This window comes from Proteus penneri, from assembly GCF_022369495.1.
In the GTDB taxonomy this organism is placed as follows: domain Bacteria; phylum Pseudomonadota; class Gammaproteobacteria; order Enterobacterales; family Enterobacteriaceae; genus Proteus; species Proteus penneri.
Window position 1 is genome coordinate 2,855,033 of sequence record NZ_CP059690.1, and the last position, 16,153, is coordinate 2,871,185.

Sequence of the window (16,153 nt, forward strand, 5' to 3'; positions counted from 1 at the left end):
TTAAGCGCCCTTTAATAAGCTAGTAAGCTCAGCTAAGCCTTGCAGATCAAATTCATTACCAGTGAGTTCACCCGTCATGTCTGCCAGTTCTTGTTCGGTGGTTTTAATCTCATTCGCGACTTGCGAATAGGTCACCGAGTATTTATCGGCAAGGGCTTGTACTTGGCTGGTGAGCTGAGTAATCACGGCGCTTGGCATAGCAGCAAGCTCTTGGCTTAATGGCGCGATCCATTTTAGGTGCAGCAATTCATTGACTTGCTGGTCGCTTAAACCTTCGATGGTGGTTTTCGTTTTTAAGTGCAGGGCGAATTGAGCTTCTTTGACTGCTTTTTTCAGCTTTTTCTCTTCGTCGATGAGTTTACTCGCCGCCATTATCTTGGCTTCGTAGCTTTCGGCTGCAAATTTAACTTTGCTGTCTTTTTGCTCTTTTAGGAAAGCTTTCGCCGCCTTGGCGACTTCGGCATTGGCAAAGCCGTCTTTGCTTTCTTTTACCGTGTCTTGCTCTTTGTCTTCTTCGCTTAGAGATTCGAGTATTTCCTCAAGCGCGCTGGCGATTTCGACAAGGCGGTTTTCTTGTTTTGCCAGAGCCGCTAGGTCATCGCTCAGGTATGTTTGTTGTACTAAATCAAAGGACATGATGTGGCCTTTCCAGCCGTCTTGCACTTCGGTATCTTTGCCCTTAACTTTTTTAACCACAATATTGGGGTCAACTTGTTTCGTGGCGACGAATCCTTCAGTTTGCATCATTTCTAAATCAGCACTAATCAATTGCCATTGGTTGTTCAAATATTGATAGGCCTGGTATTTGTCTATGAGTGCAATGGGCGCTAAGCGTGTGAAAAGTTCGGTGCTTAATTCAGGCTCTTGCTGGTTACGGTTAACGGCTTGCCAGCCTTGAATAAGTGTAGTGTTTAAATAGTCATCAAAACCGGCGAAAGCTTGGTTATAAGTGCTGATAAATTCGATGACTTGTGGATGCTGGGTAATGGTTGCATTAACGTCTCGTTTGGCAATGGCTAATTCACTGTAGGCGGCAGACTTGGCCACAAACAGCGCATCATGCAATTGCGGGAATGATTGCCAATATTGGTGTAACTGCGCAATTTCGCTATTTGGGATGCCGCCTAGCATAGTGGCGTGTAAATCCCAGCTTTCAGCCGCTGGTGACGAGTCTACATAACGCGGTATGTTTAAGTTGTAGCCGTTGTCGCGCAGGGTTTGTTTGCTGACTACTTGCGAAAATTTTTCGATGCTTTCGCGATTGATGACGGAATCAACAATGCGCTTGATGTCACTGGCTTGCAGTTTGTTATTTTTGCCTTCTTTAACATAGTGCTTGGAGGCATCCACAATCAATACGTCATTGTTTTCACGCTTCTGCTTAAGCACCAAAATAACGGTAGGAATACCAGTACCAAAAAAGATATTAGAAGGTAAGCCGATAATGGCATCAATGTGGTTTTGCTCAATTAATTGCTTGCGAATTTCGCCTTCTTCACCGCCACGGAACAACACGCCATGGGGCAAGACAATGGTCATAATGCCATCGGGTTTTAGATGATAAAGATCATGCAGCAAAAAGGCAAAGTCTGCTTTGGTTTTGGGCGCAAGACCAAAACGCGAATAACGTGGATCGCTGTCTTTAAAACTTGGGTCCCAGGCTTGTGAGTAAGGCGGGTTAGAGACAACCGCATCCACATATAGGGCATGATAAGTACCTTGCGGATCGTTTTCATCAAAGTATGGCCAATCGTCTTCTAAGGTGTCACCGTTACGGGTTTTGATATTGCTGGCTTTAATCCCGCGCATGATCAGGTTCATACGGGTCAAGTTATAGGTATTTGCTTTCAGTTCTTGGGCATAATAGGTAATGCTGTCTTTGCTTTTGGCGTATTTTTCGACCGCTTCACCAATATTAATCAGTAACGAACCTGAGCCCGACGTTGGGTCGTAAATCTCGATGGTGTCTTTGTGTTTTAATTCGTGGGCGATGATGTGCGACATCAGTACCGAGACTTCATGCGGCGTGTAGAACTCACCGGCTTTTTTACCGGCATTGGCGGCAAATTTCTCAATCAGGTATTCATAGATGTAACCCAGTACGTCATAGCCTTGCTTACCGTTCATTGGGATACTTTTGATTAAATGCAGTAGGTCACTAATGGCTTTAGTACGTTTACCCGCGCTTTCACCCAGTTTGCTAAGACCCGTTTCGAGTGTGGTGAAAATACCTTCAAACAATTTTTTGTAGGTAGGAGAAATCAAACGGCTAAAGGCGGATAGCGCATCGCGCACGTTAGACTCGTCAAAGTCGGACTCTGGAGCAATCCATGTTGAAAATAAGTTATCATAAGCGATGAAATAGCCTAGATTGTCTTGAATGTACTTGACCGTGTCCGCGTCTTCTTCGTTTAGGGCTTTAATGTCTTCAGGTGTCATGCCCTCTTTGGTGACAAACTGAACTAATTGGTCGCTCAGGTACTTGTAAAAAATGAAACCTAAGATGTAGTCTTTGTATTCGTTAGCTTCGATTTTTGAGCGCATCTGGTTTGCTGATTCCCAGATTTTTGCGGCTAATTGTTGCTTGTTCATGTTATTTCCTATTCTGTGACCATATCGAAACCAGGCGCAATCGCAAGGTTACCGACACCGTATAAAGTTTGATAATTTTTTAACCATAAATGAAATTCGGGTGTTTTTAGCTGAGCTGCTTTGGAGCAATCGACATTCCATTGTCTGAGTAAATAACCTGCCGTTGCCGCTCTAATCTCAATCTTTAAAACACCACCTTTCATGCCATAGTCAAGCTCAATCGCTTCGCTGTGCTCTATGCGTGGGTGCGGTACTAACTCAAGCTCTACAAAGCGATTCCATTGCCGGTCTTGGGTTTCAAGTTCAGCCTCTGACAGAATGGAATCCTCAAGCACGACCGCTGCTTTAATTCGGGTAAGCACAAAGTCACGGAACCCATTTGGCGCTCCGCTTTGGCCATGCTTGCGGTCAAAACCACGAACGTGCCAACGCAGGCCATTGTCCACCAGCGTATGCGGCACTATTTCACGCGTAGTTTCACCACTCGATAACGACACATAGGTAATGCTCAAGGCTTTGCCTTTGTGGATGGCTTCGGTGACCTTCGCCACTATCGACAAACTCGGCTTGTTAAGGTGATAAGGCGCTTCACAAGCCAATGGTGGTTTTACCTTTCCAGTAAAGCCATCTCCGTAGCCTTGGCTAATGGTTGCCAGTGTTCTGACAACGTCGTAGTCGAACAAGGGTTCAAAAGCTTCACCGCGCTTATGCAATTTGAGCTTTTGGTCATACTCAATGTTGCCTGGCGCAAGCTCTCGGTACATGGTGAAGTCTTTCGTTGCTTGTGCAGCAGCTATGCTGAACCGATCTACTAAGTCTGCCCGTACCGCTTCTCCCTTAAACAATAAGGTGAAATCGATGTGGGCAATGCGATCCCTGGTTGCTTGTGGCAACTGCGCTATCTGCGAAAGCCTATCTGGCTTCACCACTACCGTTTGTTTCAGACCATCATTTGTCATGCGTCTTGTTTATCCAATTCAACCAGATTCTTAAAACTCTGTTTATAAAGTACGGTCAGACATCGCGTAATCACATTGAATAGTGTCACTCAATGCTGCTCTTCATCCGCAATGACTAATCAATCTCTACCGGTTGAAGCTGGACAGATGGCCATAAAACACTGAATAGGCTTCAACCTAATTAATTTTATTAGGTATCATCCTATCACAAATTATTTTGTAGGGAAGACTAAGCGGCAACTTTTTGATCTGGATTGCAATTGCCGCTCAGGTATGGGCGTGAAGACCTTGTTTGGTGCCATCGATGATAGTTGCTATCAATCAATGCGCTACCCGAACCAGTGGCACCACGATGTAACTGCAATGAGATACCCCTTTGTCCGACTCTGTAGACATCAGGGCTCGTTGCTCACTCTCCCGAATGCGCCTGGCGACTTCTGCCTGGGCTGGTAGCAATGGCAGCATCCCTTCAGCAATCGCGTCCGGTGCAGACTCTTGGCCACAGGACATCAAGTGCTTCCATGGATCTTTAAGAAAGCGCTCGAACGTGATGCCAAATTCAATGATGCGGGCAGAGACGAAGATTTCGCCCCAGTATTCAATGTAGGTGTCTTGGTACATGGAAAGATTCCTCTTGTTGGTTAAACCATGAGTTCACTTTCCATTTTCCAGAGATTCTCAAATATGCAAGGCTTAACTTATAGAGAGCTACAAAGCTTTAAATCGATTGCGAGCATCTTTGTAGTCATAGTGGGCATGTTCTGAGCCACGATGGTACAAATCATCCAGGTAAGTTTGTTCCTGCGGTAACTCGTCTTCGCTGATTTCGCGCCACCAATGCTTGTTGGCACCTTTAACACCGTCATGCCAGCGGTAACCACGCTCTTTTAAATAGTCCTTTACGTCAAACGGCGCACCAAACGCACGAACTAACACAGTTCGCCTGTCCGCTTCAGACAACAAGTTTGCAACGGACTCGGGCAACAAATGGAACAACCAGGCCATCGCCAAACAATCGGTTGCAGCTCGGTGTCCTTCATAAAACCAACCTAAGCGAAGCAGCAGGTACTCAAGCTTTCGACTTTCAAAACCCAGTGCCTTCCAATCTATGCCACTGGCTGAACAGGCCCAAGATAGATGGCCTAATGCAGCAAACCGCTTTTCAAAGAAAGGACGATCAAACTGCGCATTGTGTGCAACCACCAGCGGATCATCGGATAACCAACTCGCTACCAGTGAATCATCAATGTGCTGGCCTTGCACCATATCATCGGTGATACCGGTTAACTCGGTAATCAGCTCGGGGATAGGCTTACCGGGATCTTCATACAAGCTGATCACATCAACAATCGACACAATCCGCTGAGCAGAGGGGCTGTAAAGCACCTTAACCATACCAAGCTCAATAATGGACTCGTCCTCGGCAGACAGTCCGGTTGTCTCTGTATCGAGCAGCACCATTGGCTGTTCATCACCAACCATAGGAGAAAGTTCAAGTGGCCAGGACTGCGGCTCACGCGTTAATGGAATACGCTCCAGCAATCTAAAATCTTCTGGTCTTTCTGGAATATCCGCGAGGCGCTCTAGCGGAAATGGCGCAGGGGCTCTTGTCATTGATGGTTCCTCTTCAATTCTATTGTTCGCTTTGGGTTATTTCACTGTGCCACAGGTTTCTCTAAATGCACCTTGGATACCTCAGCGTTTTTTTGATCTTTCTACTGGGTGACCCATGTATGAAGGCTTTGGCTAAGCCTTTCAGAAAGCCTTAGCTAAACCCTTTAGGTAACCCTTACCGATACCCTTTAGGTATGGCTTAGCCAACCCCTTTTCAAACGGTTGAAAAAGGCTTGAACTGAGTTCGACTGAGCATTTTAATGATGCTCCTGACTTCGCTTTAAGCCAGTAAATTCAATACGAAGCAGAATTTTACTAACTGTTTTTAAACCCTTTGCAAAGGGTTCAACAAGCCTTGTTTGACGGTTACTTGACCCATGCGTTAACCAGTAGCAGTAACAGGATCAGTAACAGAAACAAGAGCAGTAGGCAGAAGCAGTATTGTCCAAGCCTTGCAGGCTTTGACGAGGGCGAGCAATCCCCACATCAAGCTTTTCAACACAAAAAAGAAATCACCCACGACACAACGTCTTACTCGAACAACTACAGTTTTACCTACAATTTTACTTGTAGAAATCAGCATAGCATCAGATACTGTATAAACAAACAGTATTAATTCTATTTTTTCGAGGTTCGTCATGAGTGTCTCGCTGATAGGCCGTAGCGGCGCACTTGCCTTCATCAAAGCCAAGCGCCTTCGTATTCCATTGTTCATGGAACGTGTTTCTGCTGGTTTTCCCTCACCAGCGCAGGATTATGTTGAGCAAACGCTCGACCTCAACGAGCTGTGCATCAAGCGACCGGCTGCAACGTTCTTTGTGCGTGTTGAAGGTGATTCAATGATTGATGCTGGGATTCACCCAGATGATATTTTGGTGGTTGATCGTTCTGTTCAAGCAGAACACGGTGACATTGTCATCGCTGGCATCCATGGAGAACTCACGGTAAAGGAGCTTCAACTAAGGCCGTGCGTCAAGCTGATCCCAAGAAACCAGGCGTATGAGCCCATTCATATTCCTGAAGGGGCAGAGTTAGAGATATTTGGTGTGGTCACCAATGTGGTGCGAAACATGCGCCGTAAGTCGTGACTGTCCCATGCCTGTATTTGCCTTGGTGGACTGCAACAACTTTTACGCCAGTTGTGAGAAGCTGTTTCGTCCTGATTTAAAAGATACGCCGGTTGTGGTGCTGTCCAACAATGACGGCTGCGTGGTTGCACGCTCGCGTGAAGCTAAGTTACTCGGTATTAAAATGGGCGTACCCGTCTTTCAGATCAAAGCCGAAATGCAGCGCCATGGCATTTTGGCATTCTCCTCTAACTATGCGCTTACAGTTGGGAAATACTTTAGACATCACATGTTGTAATGTTTCAGGTTGTATAAATTAGACGTCGAGATGAGGGGTGGTTACAATTTTTACTATTGGTTAAGAAATATCTTGAAAAAGTAGATGTATGAACGCGTAACCCCCTGGGGGAAGGCTTAGCAGTGTGAATAACGGATGATTTAGGTGTTAATGTGATTGAACAAAATAGGTCGTTTCCAGATGACTTCGGCTTTGACTATTGTCTTATGTGGATTAGTACGGAGAAATATCCCTCATTTATAAGTAGGCCACACCCTGACAGTGGCGAGATCATCCATGACGTTAGGGACAACTCAAAACCATTTGCTCATAAACTTCCAATTTTAATAGACCCCGATGGTATCAATGTGGTGCCAGTGAATCTATATCTTCACTCTTTGTTGGCAGATCCAGATATATCCTCCGATAAGACGATTCAATCCCATGCAGTTGCGTTATTGAGCTTCTATCGGTGGTTGAGCACGGAAATCCCCGAACATACACACCCAAGGACTGGCCTTCTGGTTGATGAAAAACCTCCGTTAACAATATATGACTGCACCGAGAAGGTAGAGGAAAGTCCAATCGTGAGATATCGAGACTATTTATTGGAAAACCTTTATACCAAGGATGAAACTGGAAAAGTCGGTGGTTCTCCAAGTACAGCCTCTTCAGTGGTCCACCGAATGCGATTTCCGTCTGCATCTGTTGAAGTTGGGCGACGACGGCTTCTGAGCCTTTACCGGCCTCACATTCAAGGCACAAGAACACCTGCCTTAACAGTTGCTCCAGGAGATTGCATTGTTCATCGTAATGTTGCCACTGGTACTCTTCCACGGTCCGTTTCTGTTTTTTCAGGTAAAGGCAGAGGGTCTGGATATCCCTGTCATTCATGACCTTCAATGCCTGTTGTCTGACTACTGAGAAGGGTTGATTATCATCAATGTTCTCATCCACAAACAGATGCAGTAACTCTGCCGCTTTCGTGACATTGTCCGCGGCTGACTGCCAGGACAGGAACACTGCTTGTTGTGCAAAGGTGTTGGCAGCTTCTTGTTGCTTGCGGATATGGTAAATGAACCCATCAGTTAACCGTTCCAGTGCCAGTTGTATCCGCTCTGTCAGGTGACATAGCAACCATAGATGCTGCTGTGCGCGTTTGAATCGTTTGAGTTTACTACCGTAATAGTTGATGAGCTCACCGAAGTGTTGTCGATTTTTAAGAGACAGATTAAGCCCATCGATAACGCCATTGATTTGCGTGCGCCATGGCGCTAACTGATGATAAAGGGCAAGCTCTTTTTTAAGTTCAGGTACGGTCAGACTTTTTGCACCGCCTCTGAGCTGGTTCAGGCTTAGTCCGTCATCAATGGCTGTTATGCTGTCCAGAAAGACGTGAAGTTCAGGACTGGTGAGTTGATTAAGTTGGTGCGCCAGGTCTTTTCTGACCTGCTGCATCGCTCTGCTTATCAGTCTCTGGAGTACGGTGTACCTAGGGATAGCAATGCTGTGACTGGTTAGGAATTCAATAGCAGTATCAAAGAGGTAACGCGGCTCCAGCCAGGCATTGCCCACCTGAACAAGGTGGTCGAAAAGAGAATTGAAGTGCTGACTTTCGTCCCATTTGTGATAACCAGCAAGGTCTAATACTTTTGCGTAGAGTCGATCTTTTTGTTTTTGTGAGGGAGTGAATGGTCTGAGCCCCTTGCCGCCAAGCAGCTCTTTACTGATGAACATTAAATCCTTAGAAACCTGCGAGTAAGCGATATCTAGGATGACGGGCTTTGATTTGAAGTATCCCAAAATCGCGACAAAGTAACATCTATGAGCTCTGAGACGAATTGACCGAAAAACTGCCAATTCCGCATCGTTCAGAGAAAAGTACAGACGTTGTTCTTCGATTGAAAAAATGGGTGGGGAATAAAGATCTGCCTGTTCTGCTCTCGTGAGAATAGTAATTTCGTTTTTGATGGCCATATCAGGGCTGTTCCGTATTAAATGTACGATATTTACCTAATTTGCCACACTTATAAGTAGTAACCCACCTCCGCAGCCATTTATTGGTGTGGTCTACAGAGGATTAAGTCTTTTTAGAGGGGAAAATCCCTAGAACCCCATCTCCAAACATATCAAGCGTGTCTGTATCCCACTCTATTGTAAACAAGACATTTTTATCTTTTATATTCAATGGCTTATTTTCCTGCTAATTGGTAATACCATGAAAAATACCATGCTCAGAAAAGGCTTAACAATATTTTGAAAAATTGCCTACTGAGCGCTGCCGCACAGCTCCATAGGCCGCTTTCCTGGCTTTGCTTCCAGATGTATGCTATTCTGCTCCTGCAGCTAATGGATCACCGCAAACAGGTTACTCGCCTGGGGATTCCCTTTCGACCCGAGCATCCGTATGAGACTCATGCTCGATTATTATTATTATAGAAGCCCCCATGAATAAATCGCTCATCATTTTCGGCATCGTCAACATAACCTCGGACAGTTTCTCCGATGGAGGCCGGTATCTGGCGCCAGACGCAGCCATTGCGCAGGCGCGTAAGCTGATGGCCGAGGGGGCAGATGTGATCGACCTCGGTCCGGCATCCAGCAATCCCGACGCCGCGCCTGTTTCGTCCGACACAGAAATCGCGCGTATCGCGCCGGTGCTGGACGCGCTCAAGGCAGATGGCATTCCCGTCTCGCTCGACAGTTATCAACCCGCGACGCAAGCCTATGCCTTGTCGCGTGGTGTGGCCTATCTCAATGATATTCGCGGTTTTCCAGACGCTGCGTTCTATCCGCAATTGGCGAAATCATCTGCCAAACTCGTCGTTATGCATTCGGTGCAAGACGGGCAGGCAGATCGGCGCGAGGCACCCGCTGGCGACATCATGGATCACATTGCGGCGTTCTTTGACGCGCGCATCGCGGCGCTGACGGGTGCCGGTATCAAACGCAACCGCCTTGTCCTTGATCCCGGCATGGGGTTTTTTCTGGGGGCTGCTCCCGAAACCTCGCTCTCGGTGCTGGCGCGGTTCGATGAATTGCGGCTGCGCTTCGATTTGCCGGTGCTTCTGTCTGTTTCGCGCAAATCCTTTCTGCGCGCGCTCACAGGCCGTGGTCCGGGGGATGTCGGGGCCGCGACACTCGCTGCAGAGCTTGCCGCCGCCGCAGGTGGAGCTGACTTCATCCGCACACACGAGCCGCGCCCCTTGCGCGACGGGCTGGCGGTATTGGCGGCGCTGAAAGAAACCGCAAGAATTCGTTAACTGCACATTCGGGATATTTCTCTATATTCGCGCTTCATCAGAAAACTGAAGGAACCTCCATTGAATCGAACTAATATTTTTTTTGGTGAATCGCATTCTGACTGGTTGCCTGTCAGAGGCGGAGAATCTGGTGATTTTGTTTTTCGACGTGGTGACGGGCATGCCTTCGCGAAAATCGCACCTGCTTCCCGCCGCGGTGAGCTCGCTGGAGAGCGTGACCGCCTCATTTGGCTCAAAGGTCGAGGTGTGGCTTGCCCCGAGGTCATCAACTGGCAGGAGGAACAGGAGGGTGCATGCTTGGTGATAACGGCAATTCCGGGAGTACCGGCGGCTGATCTGTCTGGAGCGGATTTGCTCAAAGCGTGGCCGTCAATGGGGCAGCAACTTGGCGCTGTTCACAGCCTATCGGTTGATCAATGTCCGTTTGAGCGCAGGCTGTCGCGAATGTTCGGACGCGCCGTTGATGTGGTGTCCCGCAATGCCGTCAATCCCGACTTCTTACCGGACGAGGACAAGAGTACGCCGCAGCTCGATCTTTTGGCTCGTGTCGAACGAGAGCTACCGGTGCGGCTCGACCAAGAGCGCACCGATATGGTTGTTTGCCATGGTGATCCCTGCATGCCGAACTTCATGGTGGACCCTAAAACTCTTCAATGCACGGGTCTGATCGACCTTGGGCGGCTCGGAACAGCAGATCGCTATGCCGATTTGGCACTCATGATTGCTAACGCCGAAGAGAACTGGGCAGCGCCAGATGAAGCAGAGCGCGCCTTCGCTGTCCTATTCAATGTATTGGGGATCGAAGCCCCCGACCGCGAACGCCTTGCCTTCTATCTGCGATTGGACCCTCTGACTTGGGGTTGATGTTCATGCCGCCTGTTTTTCCTGCTCATTGGCACGTTTCGCAACCTGTTCTCATTGCGGACACCTTTTCCAGCCTCGTTTGGAAAGTTTCATTGCCAGACGGGACTCCTGCAATCGTCAAGGGATTGAAACCTATAGAAGACATTGCTGATGAACTGCGCGGGGCCGACTATCTGGTATGGCGCAATGGGAGGGGAGCAGTCCGGTTGCTCGGTCGTGAGAACAATCTGATGTTGCTCGAATATGCCGGGGAGCGAATGCTCTCTCACATCGTTGCCGAGCACGGCGACTACCAGGCGACCGAAATTGCAGCGGAACTAATGGCGAAGCTGTATGCCGCATCTGAGGAACCCCTGCCTTCTGCCCTTCTCCCGATCCGGGATCGCTTTGCAGCTTTGTTTCAGCGGGCGCGCGATGATCAAAACGCAGGTTGTCAAACTGACTACGTCCACGCGGCGATTATAGCCGATCAAATGATGAGCAATGCCTCGGAACTGCGTGGGCTACATGGCGATCTGCATCATGAAAACATCATGTTCTCCAGTCGCGGCTGGCTGGTGATAGATCCCGTCGGTCTGGTCGGTGAAGTGGGCTTTGGCGCCGCCAATATGTTCTACGATCCGGCTGACAGAGACGACCTTTGTCTCGATCCTAGACGCATTGCACAGATGGCGGACGCATTCTCTCGTGCGCTGGACGTCGATCCGCGTCGCCTGCTCGACCAGGCGTACGCTTATGGGTGCCTTTCCGCAGCTTGGAACGCGGATGGAGAAGAGGAGCAACGCGATCTAGCTATCGCGGCCGCGATCAAGCAGGTGCGACAGACGTCATACTAGATATCAAGCGACTTCTCCTATCCCCTGGGAACACATCAATCTCACCGGAGAATATCGCTGGCCAAAGCCTTAGCGTAGGATTCCGCCCCTTCCCGCAAACGACCCCAAACAGGAAACGCAGCTGAAACGGGAAGCTCAACACCCACTGACGCATGGGTTGTTCAGGCAGTACTTCATCAACCAGCAAGGCGGCACTTTCGGCCATCCGCCGCGCCCCACAGCTCGGGCAGAAACCGCGACGCTTACAGCTGAAAGCGACCAGGTGCTCGGCGTGGCAAGACTCGCAGCGAACCCGTAGAAAGCCATGCTCCAGCCGCCCGCATTGGAGAAATTCTTCAAATTCCCGTTGCACATAGCCCGGCAATTCCTTTCCCTGCTCTGCCATAAGCGCAGCGAATGCCGGGTAATACTCGTCAACGATCTGATAGAGAAGGGTTTGCTCGGGTCGGTGGCTCTGGTAACGACCAGTATCCCGATCCCGGCTGGCCGTCCTGGCCGCCACATGAGGCATGTTCCGCGTCCTTGCAATACTGTGTTTACATACAGTCTATCGCTTAGCGGAAAGTTCTTTTACCCTCAGCCGAAATGCCTGCCGTTGCTAGACATTGCCAGCCAGTGCCCGTCACTCCGCGGTCTTCACTGCGTGATCGAGTTGATCGACACCCGCCGTGACACGCTCCATGAAGTGCCTGCCTGCGTCTGTTAGCCGAACGCCCCGCGCATGGCGCTCAAATAGCAGGACACCAAGGTTATCCTCCAGCGCTTTCACACGCGCGCTGACGCTCGACTGGCTGATACCAAGTGCCTTGGCCGCATGCCGAAAATTCAGATGCTCGGCGACGGCGATGAACTGAACAAGGGAAATGAGCGGTATCCTGCCAGACAGGATACCGACATTCACGAGGTTTCGATGGTTAGTGCGCCGCATCGGAGCGGGCCTGCTACCAGTCGTCGGTTAGACGACTGGCGACTTCTCGGTGGCAGCCCCACGGAGCCGAAGGAGCACCAGCCCCAACGAAACCAGTACCGCCATCGCCGTGGCGTAACAGATCACGGGCCACGCTGTGTCACCGTTTAAAAGTGCCACCGCCAATGTCCCGACAATGCTGACTATCAGGCTTTGAACGCAGAAGTAGAACGCGACCGCTGATCCCGCGATGTCGTCGAACTCTGCCAAAGCGCCGTTCGCGGTAACGGACACCGTGAAGACAATACCGACCGCGACAACCCACATCGGTAGGATGAAGGTGAGGAATGACGGCGAGCCGTAAAGTTCGCCGATCCCCAACAGGACCGCTCCGCAAACAAGCAACGCCATCCCACGCGCCACGCATCCTGCGATGCCCCATCTGGCGACAAAGGACTTCGCGAAACGGGTTGTCACGATCATTACAAGCGCGACAGTGGCGAAGGCAAAGCTGAATCCGATCTCGGAATATTCCGCTTGGCCTATGAGCACACGGGGAGCCGTCGAGAAGAAGACGAAGTAGGTGCCCATACCGGCGCTAAAGCCGACAGTGTAAACCCAAAAAGCCGGACTCGCGAAGATCGGCAAGACAGATCGGCGCGTCTTGACTTGATCCAGAGGGCGGGTTTCGTGCCACCTGAAACCCGCATTTAGGAGTGCGAGCATCGCCAGTATAGCCAAAGTAATGAATATCGCCTGCCATCCCAAGAACTCGCCGATCAATGTTCCGGCGATAGGGCCGAGCGCAGGCACGAACGCCAGCATCGAACTGAAAAGGCCGTAGATGACGACACCCTCAGGACGGTTGGCATAAACGTCGCGAACCGTCGCGAACGTCGCCACCAGCATGGCCGACGCGCCCACTGCTTGAAGTAGACGGAAAGCGACAAAGGCCGGTGCAGTTGAAGACCAAGCTGCTCCCAGAGACGCAATGACGAAAGCCGTTGCGCCCGCAAGTAGAATTGGCCGTCGCCCGATTCTGTCTGAGAGCGGACCAAAAATCACCTGGCCCACGCCGAGCATCACCATATAGAGGCTCAACGTGAGTTGGATCATAGCGGGCGTCGTGTTCAGGATGCCGGGCATCGCTGGAACGACAGGGAGATAAATATCCATCGCCAGTGAAGCGAGGATGTCGAAAGGAGCCATCAGCAGCAGTGCTGCCGGCAGCGTATAGGCCCACGCGGGGCGTGTGGTGGTCATGACGAATCAACCCTCGATTAAGGAATACCGGGCGACGTCTGCTCGTCAGCAATCAGATGAGACTAGCCTTACAGAGCGCCGCAACAACAATACTGGTTGTTGCGGCTTACTTGTCTGCTGACTTGGAATTTCCCATCTGATTACTCCACGCTTACGAATATGAATTGCTACATTTTATCCGATTATCTTTTGCTTCGCAATGCGGCATGGGCGCACTCAGCGTTCCAGCCCCCTCTGCCGCCCTAACTGCCACGACACCGACCCGCCCTGCACGATGCCCATAACCTCGCGGCCGAGTTGGCGGTCGATGATCGGCCGCCACGGGACAAGGGTGAACTCATGGGATTTCTCGACCACGGCGAACTTGCCGCTCGATAGATGCACGGTTCCGGTAAACTTGCCGCTGACGCTCTCGCCGTCCGTGGCGGCGCGGAACGGCAGGCCCTTACTCAAAGCCATATCCGATCCGACGCCGGCTACCTCGCGCTCCCGCAGGATGGCGAGAAGGTTGCGCCGGTAGAAGACGCGGCTGTCCCGGCTGCGGGTGGCGTCGCCCTGTTCGATATGGTGCTCGCGGCGCTGGTCCATGGCTTCGCGGACTTGTTGCCCGAAGCCGGTTGGCGCAAGGTCGGCCGTCTCGCCGTGGATCAGCCGCCGGTCCAGCCAGGTCGCGCCGTCCGATCCGATCTGTTTGTTCAGATCGACCGGGGAAAGGACGCGAACGCTGGCCTGACTGTCTCGGCCGGCGTCATGGGCGGCGGCACGGCTGACCAGATCATTGGGGATGCGCCATTGGTCGGCGTCGATCCGCTCGACGATACCGGCCCGGCGTAGCGCCTCCAGCCGGCGCACATGGGCATCGACATAGCCCTCATAGTCGCCGCCTGGAACGCGGCACGTATAGGAAGAATAAACGCCCTTTTCACCCAAGTCCAACAGCTTTGGACCGCAGTTGACTCTTTCGACACCCCTGCGATGCAACCCAATCCGGCTGACGGGGAGCCAGCAACGCTGAAAATTTACCCTCCTCTTTCCCACTAGCGGCTCCTTTTCCGACAACCAGCACGGCGGATCCCTGCCGCGGCGCTGTGAACGCAGCATTTTGATTGGTATCGTTGGCCTTCAGGCTCGTCAGTCAAACAGACCCAGGAGCAGCTCAGCCGGTGGCGCCCGGCTTTCGGGTAACGCCCTGGTCCCGCTGGTTTCGGCTTTGTGCTTCAGGTGATCAAGGATCTGCTTGATCACTATAGGGTCTTCAATGCAGGCGATGACTTTCATGGCGCCGCCGCAGCCGCTGCAGGTCTCGATGTCGATATTGAAAACACGCTTGAGCCGTTGCGCCCATGTCATCGACGCTCGCCGTTGTGCTGGTGTTGCCGGTTCATCAGCCACCCTGACCTTGTTGCCCCTGCCCCGTTTTGCCGGCGTGACCAACGCCCGGTGCCGACTGTTGGGTGCGAACACCCCGTGGAAGCGGGTTAGGTTGACTCTGGGCTTCGGTACCAGGGCGGCCAGCCTTGCAATGAAATCCAATGGTTCGAAAATGACGTGCGTGGTGCCGTCCCGGTACGGCGTCTTGAGCTGGTAGCGCACGTTGCCGCCTCGTGTTAACGACAGCCGCTTCTCGGATACCGCCGGGCGGCTGATGTACCGGCACAGCCGTTCGAGCTTCTTGCGTTCATCGGCCCTGGCCGCCACGCCGGCGTGCAGGCTGGACCCGGCTACCTTGCCAATCCCGTCACCGAACGGATCACCACTGGTCGGCAGAGTTTGCAAAGTGAACACCTTTCGCCCCGCCTGTGAACCGACAGCGATACGGTAAGTGATCGAGTGCCCCAGCAGGTGTCATCGGGTCGTCATCCACCGCATCCGAGGCCAGATAGCTGTTTTCGACATCCCGTTCCAGCAGGCCTTGCCGTTCCAGATAGCGACCCACCCGGTGGGCGATGGTGTGCGTCAGCTGGGTGAGCTCTGGGCTGGTCGGCGCCTTGACCCAGCGGAAACGCGCTGAGCCGTGGGATTGCTCGACATACACACCGTCGAGAAACAGCATGTGGAAGTGAACATTCAGATTGAGCGCCGATCCAAAACGCTGGATCAGGGTGACCGCGCCCGTCTTGGCCACTTGGTGGGTATGGCCCGCTTTCTTGACCAGGTGCCAATACCCATCTTTGTATCAACTCCCCTTCCTGCCCGGCATCCCCGCAATTGATGACTTCAGAACAAGATGCTACCAATTTTTCAATAACAGCAAATTGCCTTTTACTCCATCGTTATCAATTAGTTTAATGCCAAATTTTTTAGGTACAATTGGCAGATCTTCCAATTTCCAGTATTTCCAATTTTCTTTGTAATCATGGGGTTCATTCAATGTACACAGATGGCCAAAAGTCCAGGTTACCCAATAGCCATTTCCTTCATAAAAGCCGTTGTTGCGTTGTTTTGCACCAATTACTTCGGCAATATCTTTTGCCACAGAAGGTTTTTCAGCTATACATAAAATCATAAGGA

At 51.0% G+C, this 16,153-nt stretch carries 13 protein-coding genes and 4 pseudogenes; 5 read left to right on the top strand and 12 right to left on the bottom strand.

The window, feature by feature from the left end; all coding sequences use genetic code 11:
* From H1225_RS12940 to H1225_RS12960, 5 genes are all read right to left on the bottom strand, one after another.
* Positions 1-2,592: a type I restriction-modification system subunit M gene (locus H1225_RS12940; RefSeq protein ID WP_025611180.1), complete on the bottom strand. Its 2,592-nt coding sequence runs from the start codon at positions 2,590-2,592 to the stop codon at positions 1-3.
* A gap of 8 nt (positions 2,593-2,600) precedes the next feature.
* The gene (locus H1225_RS12945; RefSeq protein WP_025611179.1) at positions 2,601-3,551 is read right to left on the bottom strand and encodes a WYL domain-containing protein; all 951 of its coding nucleotides are present in this window, start codon (positions 3,549-3,551) and stop codon (positions 2,601-2,603) included.
* 321 nt (positions 3,552-3,872) lie between these two features.
* On the bottom strand, positions 3,873-4,172 hold the full coding sequence (locus H1225_RS12950; RefSeq protein WP_000284112.1) for a hypothetical protein: 300 nt from the start codon (positions 4,170-4,172) through the stop codon (positions 3,873-3,875).
* 87 nt (positions 4,173-4,259) lie between these two features.
* On the bottom strand, positions 4,260-5,165 hold the full coding sequence (locus tag H1225_RS12955) for a 3'-5' exonuclease (protein WP_000196208.1): 906 nt from the start codon (positions 5,163-5,165) through the stop codon (positions 4,260-4,262).
* A 382-nt stretch (positions 5,166-5,547) separates the two neighbouring features.
* Entirely contained in the window at positions 5,548-5,805 is a 258-nt protein-coding gene (locus tag H1225_RS12960; RefSeq protein ID WP_000182836.1) for a hypothetical protein, read from the bottom strand.
* Between H1225_RS12960 and umuD the strand changes: the two genes are divergently transcribed.
* Both umuD and H1225_RS12970 read left to right on the top strand, forming a co-directional pair.
* Positions 5,804-6,253: a translesion error-prone DNA polymerase V autoproteolytic subunit gene (gene umuD, locus H1225_RS12965; RefSeq protein WP_000116661.1), complete on the top strand. Its 450-nt coding sequence runs from the start codon at positions 5,804-5,806 to the stop codon at positions 6,251-6,253. The genes H1225_RS12960 and umuD overlap by 2 nt on opposite strands.
* Positions 6,254-6,260: 7 nt before the next feature.
* Positions 6,261-6,494 (top strand): annotated as a pseudogene (locus tag H1225_RS12970) (Y-family DNA polymerase); the annotation flags it as partial.
* Positions 6,495-7,172: 678 nt separating this feature from the next.
* Here the strand turns inward: H1225_RS12970 and H1225_RS12975 are convergent.
* Positions 7,173-8,486, bottom strand: a pseudogene (locus tag H1225_RS12975) (DUF4158 domain-containing protein); the annotation flags it as partial.
* A 470-nt stretch (positions 8,487-8,956) separates the two neighbouring features.
* Here H1225_RS12975 and sul2 point away from each other — a divergent pair.
* Genes sul2 through H1225_RS12990 form a run of 3 tightly spaced genes read left to right on the top strand, consistent with a single transcriptional unit; the run spans position 8,957 to position 11,472 of the window.
* Entirely contained in the window at positions 8,957-9,772 is an 816-nt protein-coding gene (gene sul2 / locus H1225_RS12980; protein ID WP_001043260.1) for a sulfonamide-resistant dihydropteroate synthase Sul2, read from the top strand.
* 60 nt (positions 9,773-9,832) lie between these two features.
* Positions 9,833-10,636 (top strand): aminoglycoside O-phosphotransferase APH(3'')-Ib, encoded by an 804-nt coding sequence (aph(3'')-Ib, locus tag H1225_RS12985; RefSeq protein WP_001082319.1) that lies wholly within the window; start codon positions 9,833-9,835, stop codon positions 10,634-10,636.
* Entirely contained in the window at positions 10,636-11,472 is an 837-nt protein-coding gene (locus tag H1225_RS12990; protein ID WP_000480968.1) for an aminoglycoside O-phosphotransferase APH(6)-Id, read from the top strand. The genes aph(3'')-Ib and H1225_RS12990 overlap by 1 nt, the downstream gene beginning before the upstream one ends.
* A 106-nt stretch (positions 11,473-11,578) precedes the next feature.
* On the opposite strand, the pseudogene H1225_RS12995 reads toward H1225_RS12990, so the two are convergent.
* The 6 genes and pseudogenes from H1225_RS12995 to H1225_RS13020 form a co-directional block, all read right to left on the bottom strand.
* Positions 11,579-11,983: pseudogene (locus tag H1225_RS12995) on the bottom strand (IS91 family transposase); the annotation flags it as partial.
* A gap of 111 nt (positions 11,984-12,094) precedes the next feature.
* Complete coding sequence (locus H1225_RS13000) at positions 12,095-12,400, bottom strand: LysR family transcriptional regulator (RefSeq protein ID WP_001255015.1); 306 nt, start codon at positions 12,398-12,400, stop codon at positions 12,095-12,097.
* A gap of 27 nt (positions 12,401-12,427) precedes the next feature.
* Positions 12,428-13,642, bottom strand: a complete 1,215-nt coding sequence (gene floR / locus H1225_RS13005) for a chloramphenicol/florfenicol efflux MFS transporter FloR (protein ID WP_023300759.1) — start codon at positions 13,640-13,642, stop codon at positions 12,428-12,430.
* 216 nt (positions 13,643-13,858) lie between these two features.
* Positions 13,859-14,743, bottom strand: a complete 885-nt coding sequence (locus H1225_RS13010) for a DUF3363 domain-containing protein (protein ID WP_021598067.1) — start codon at positions 14,741-14,743, stop codon at positions 13,859-13,861.
* 30 nt (positions 14,744-14,773) lie between these two features.
* Positions 14,774-15,800: pseudogene (locus tag H1225_RS13015) on the bottom strand (IS91-like element ISCR2 family transposase); the annotation flags it as partial.
* Positions 15,801-15,872: 72 nt separating this feature from the next.
* The gene (locus tag H1225_RS13020; RefSeq protein ID WP_239739147.1) at positions 15,873-16,148 is read right to left on the bottom strand and encodes a toprim domain-containing protein; all 276 of its coding nucleotides are present in this window, start codon (positions 16,146-16,148) and stop codon (positions 15,873-15,875) included.
* Positions 16,149-16,153 lie beyond the last annotated feature (5 nt).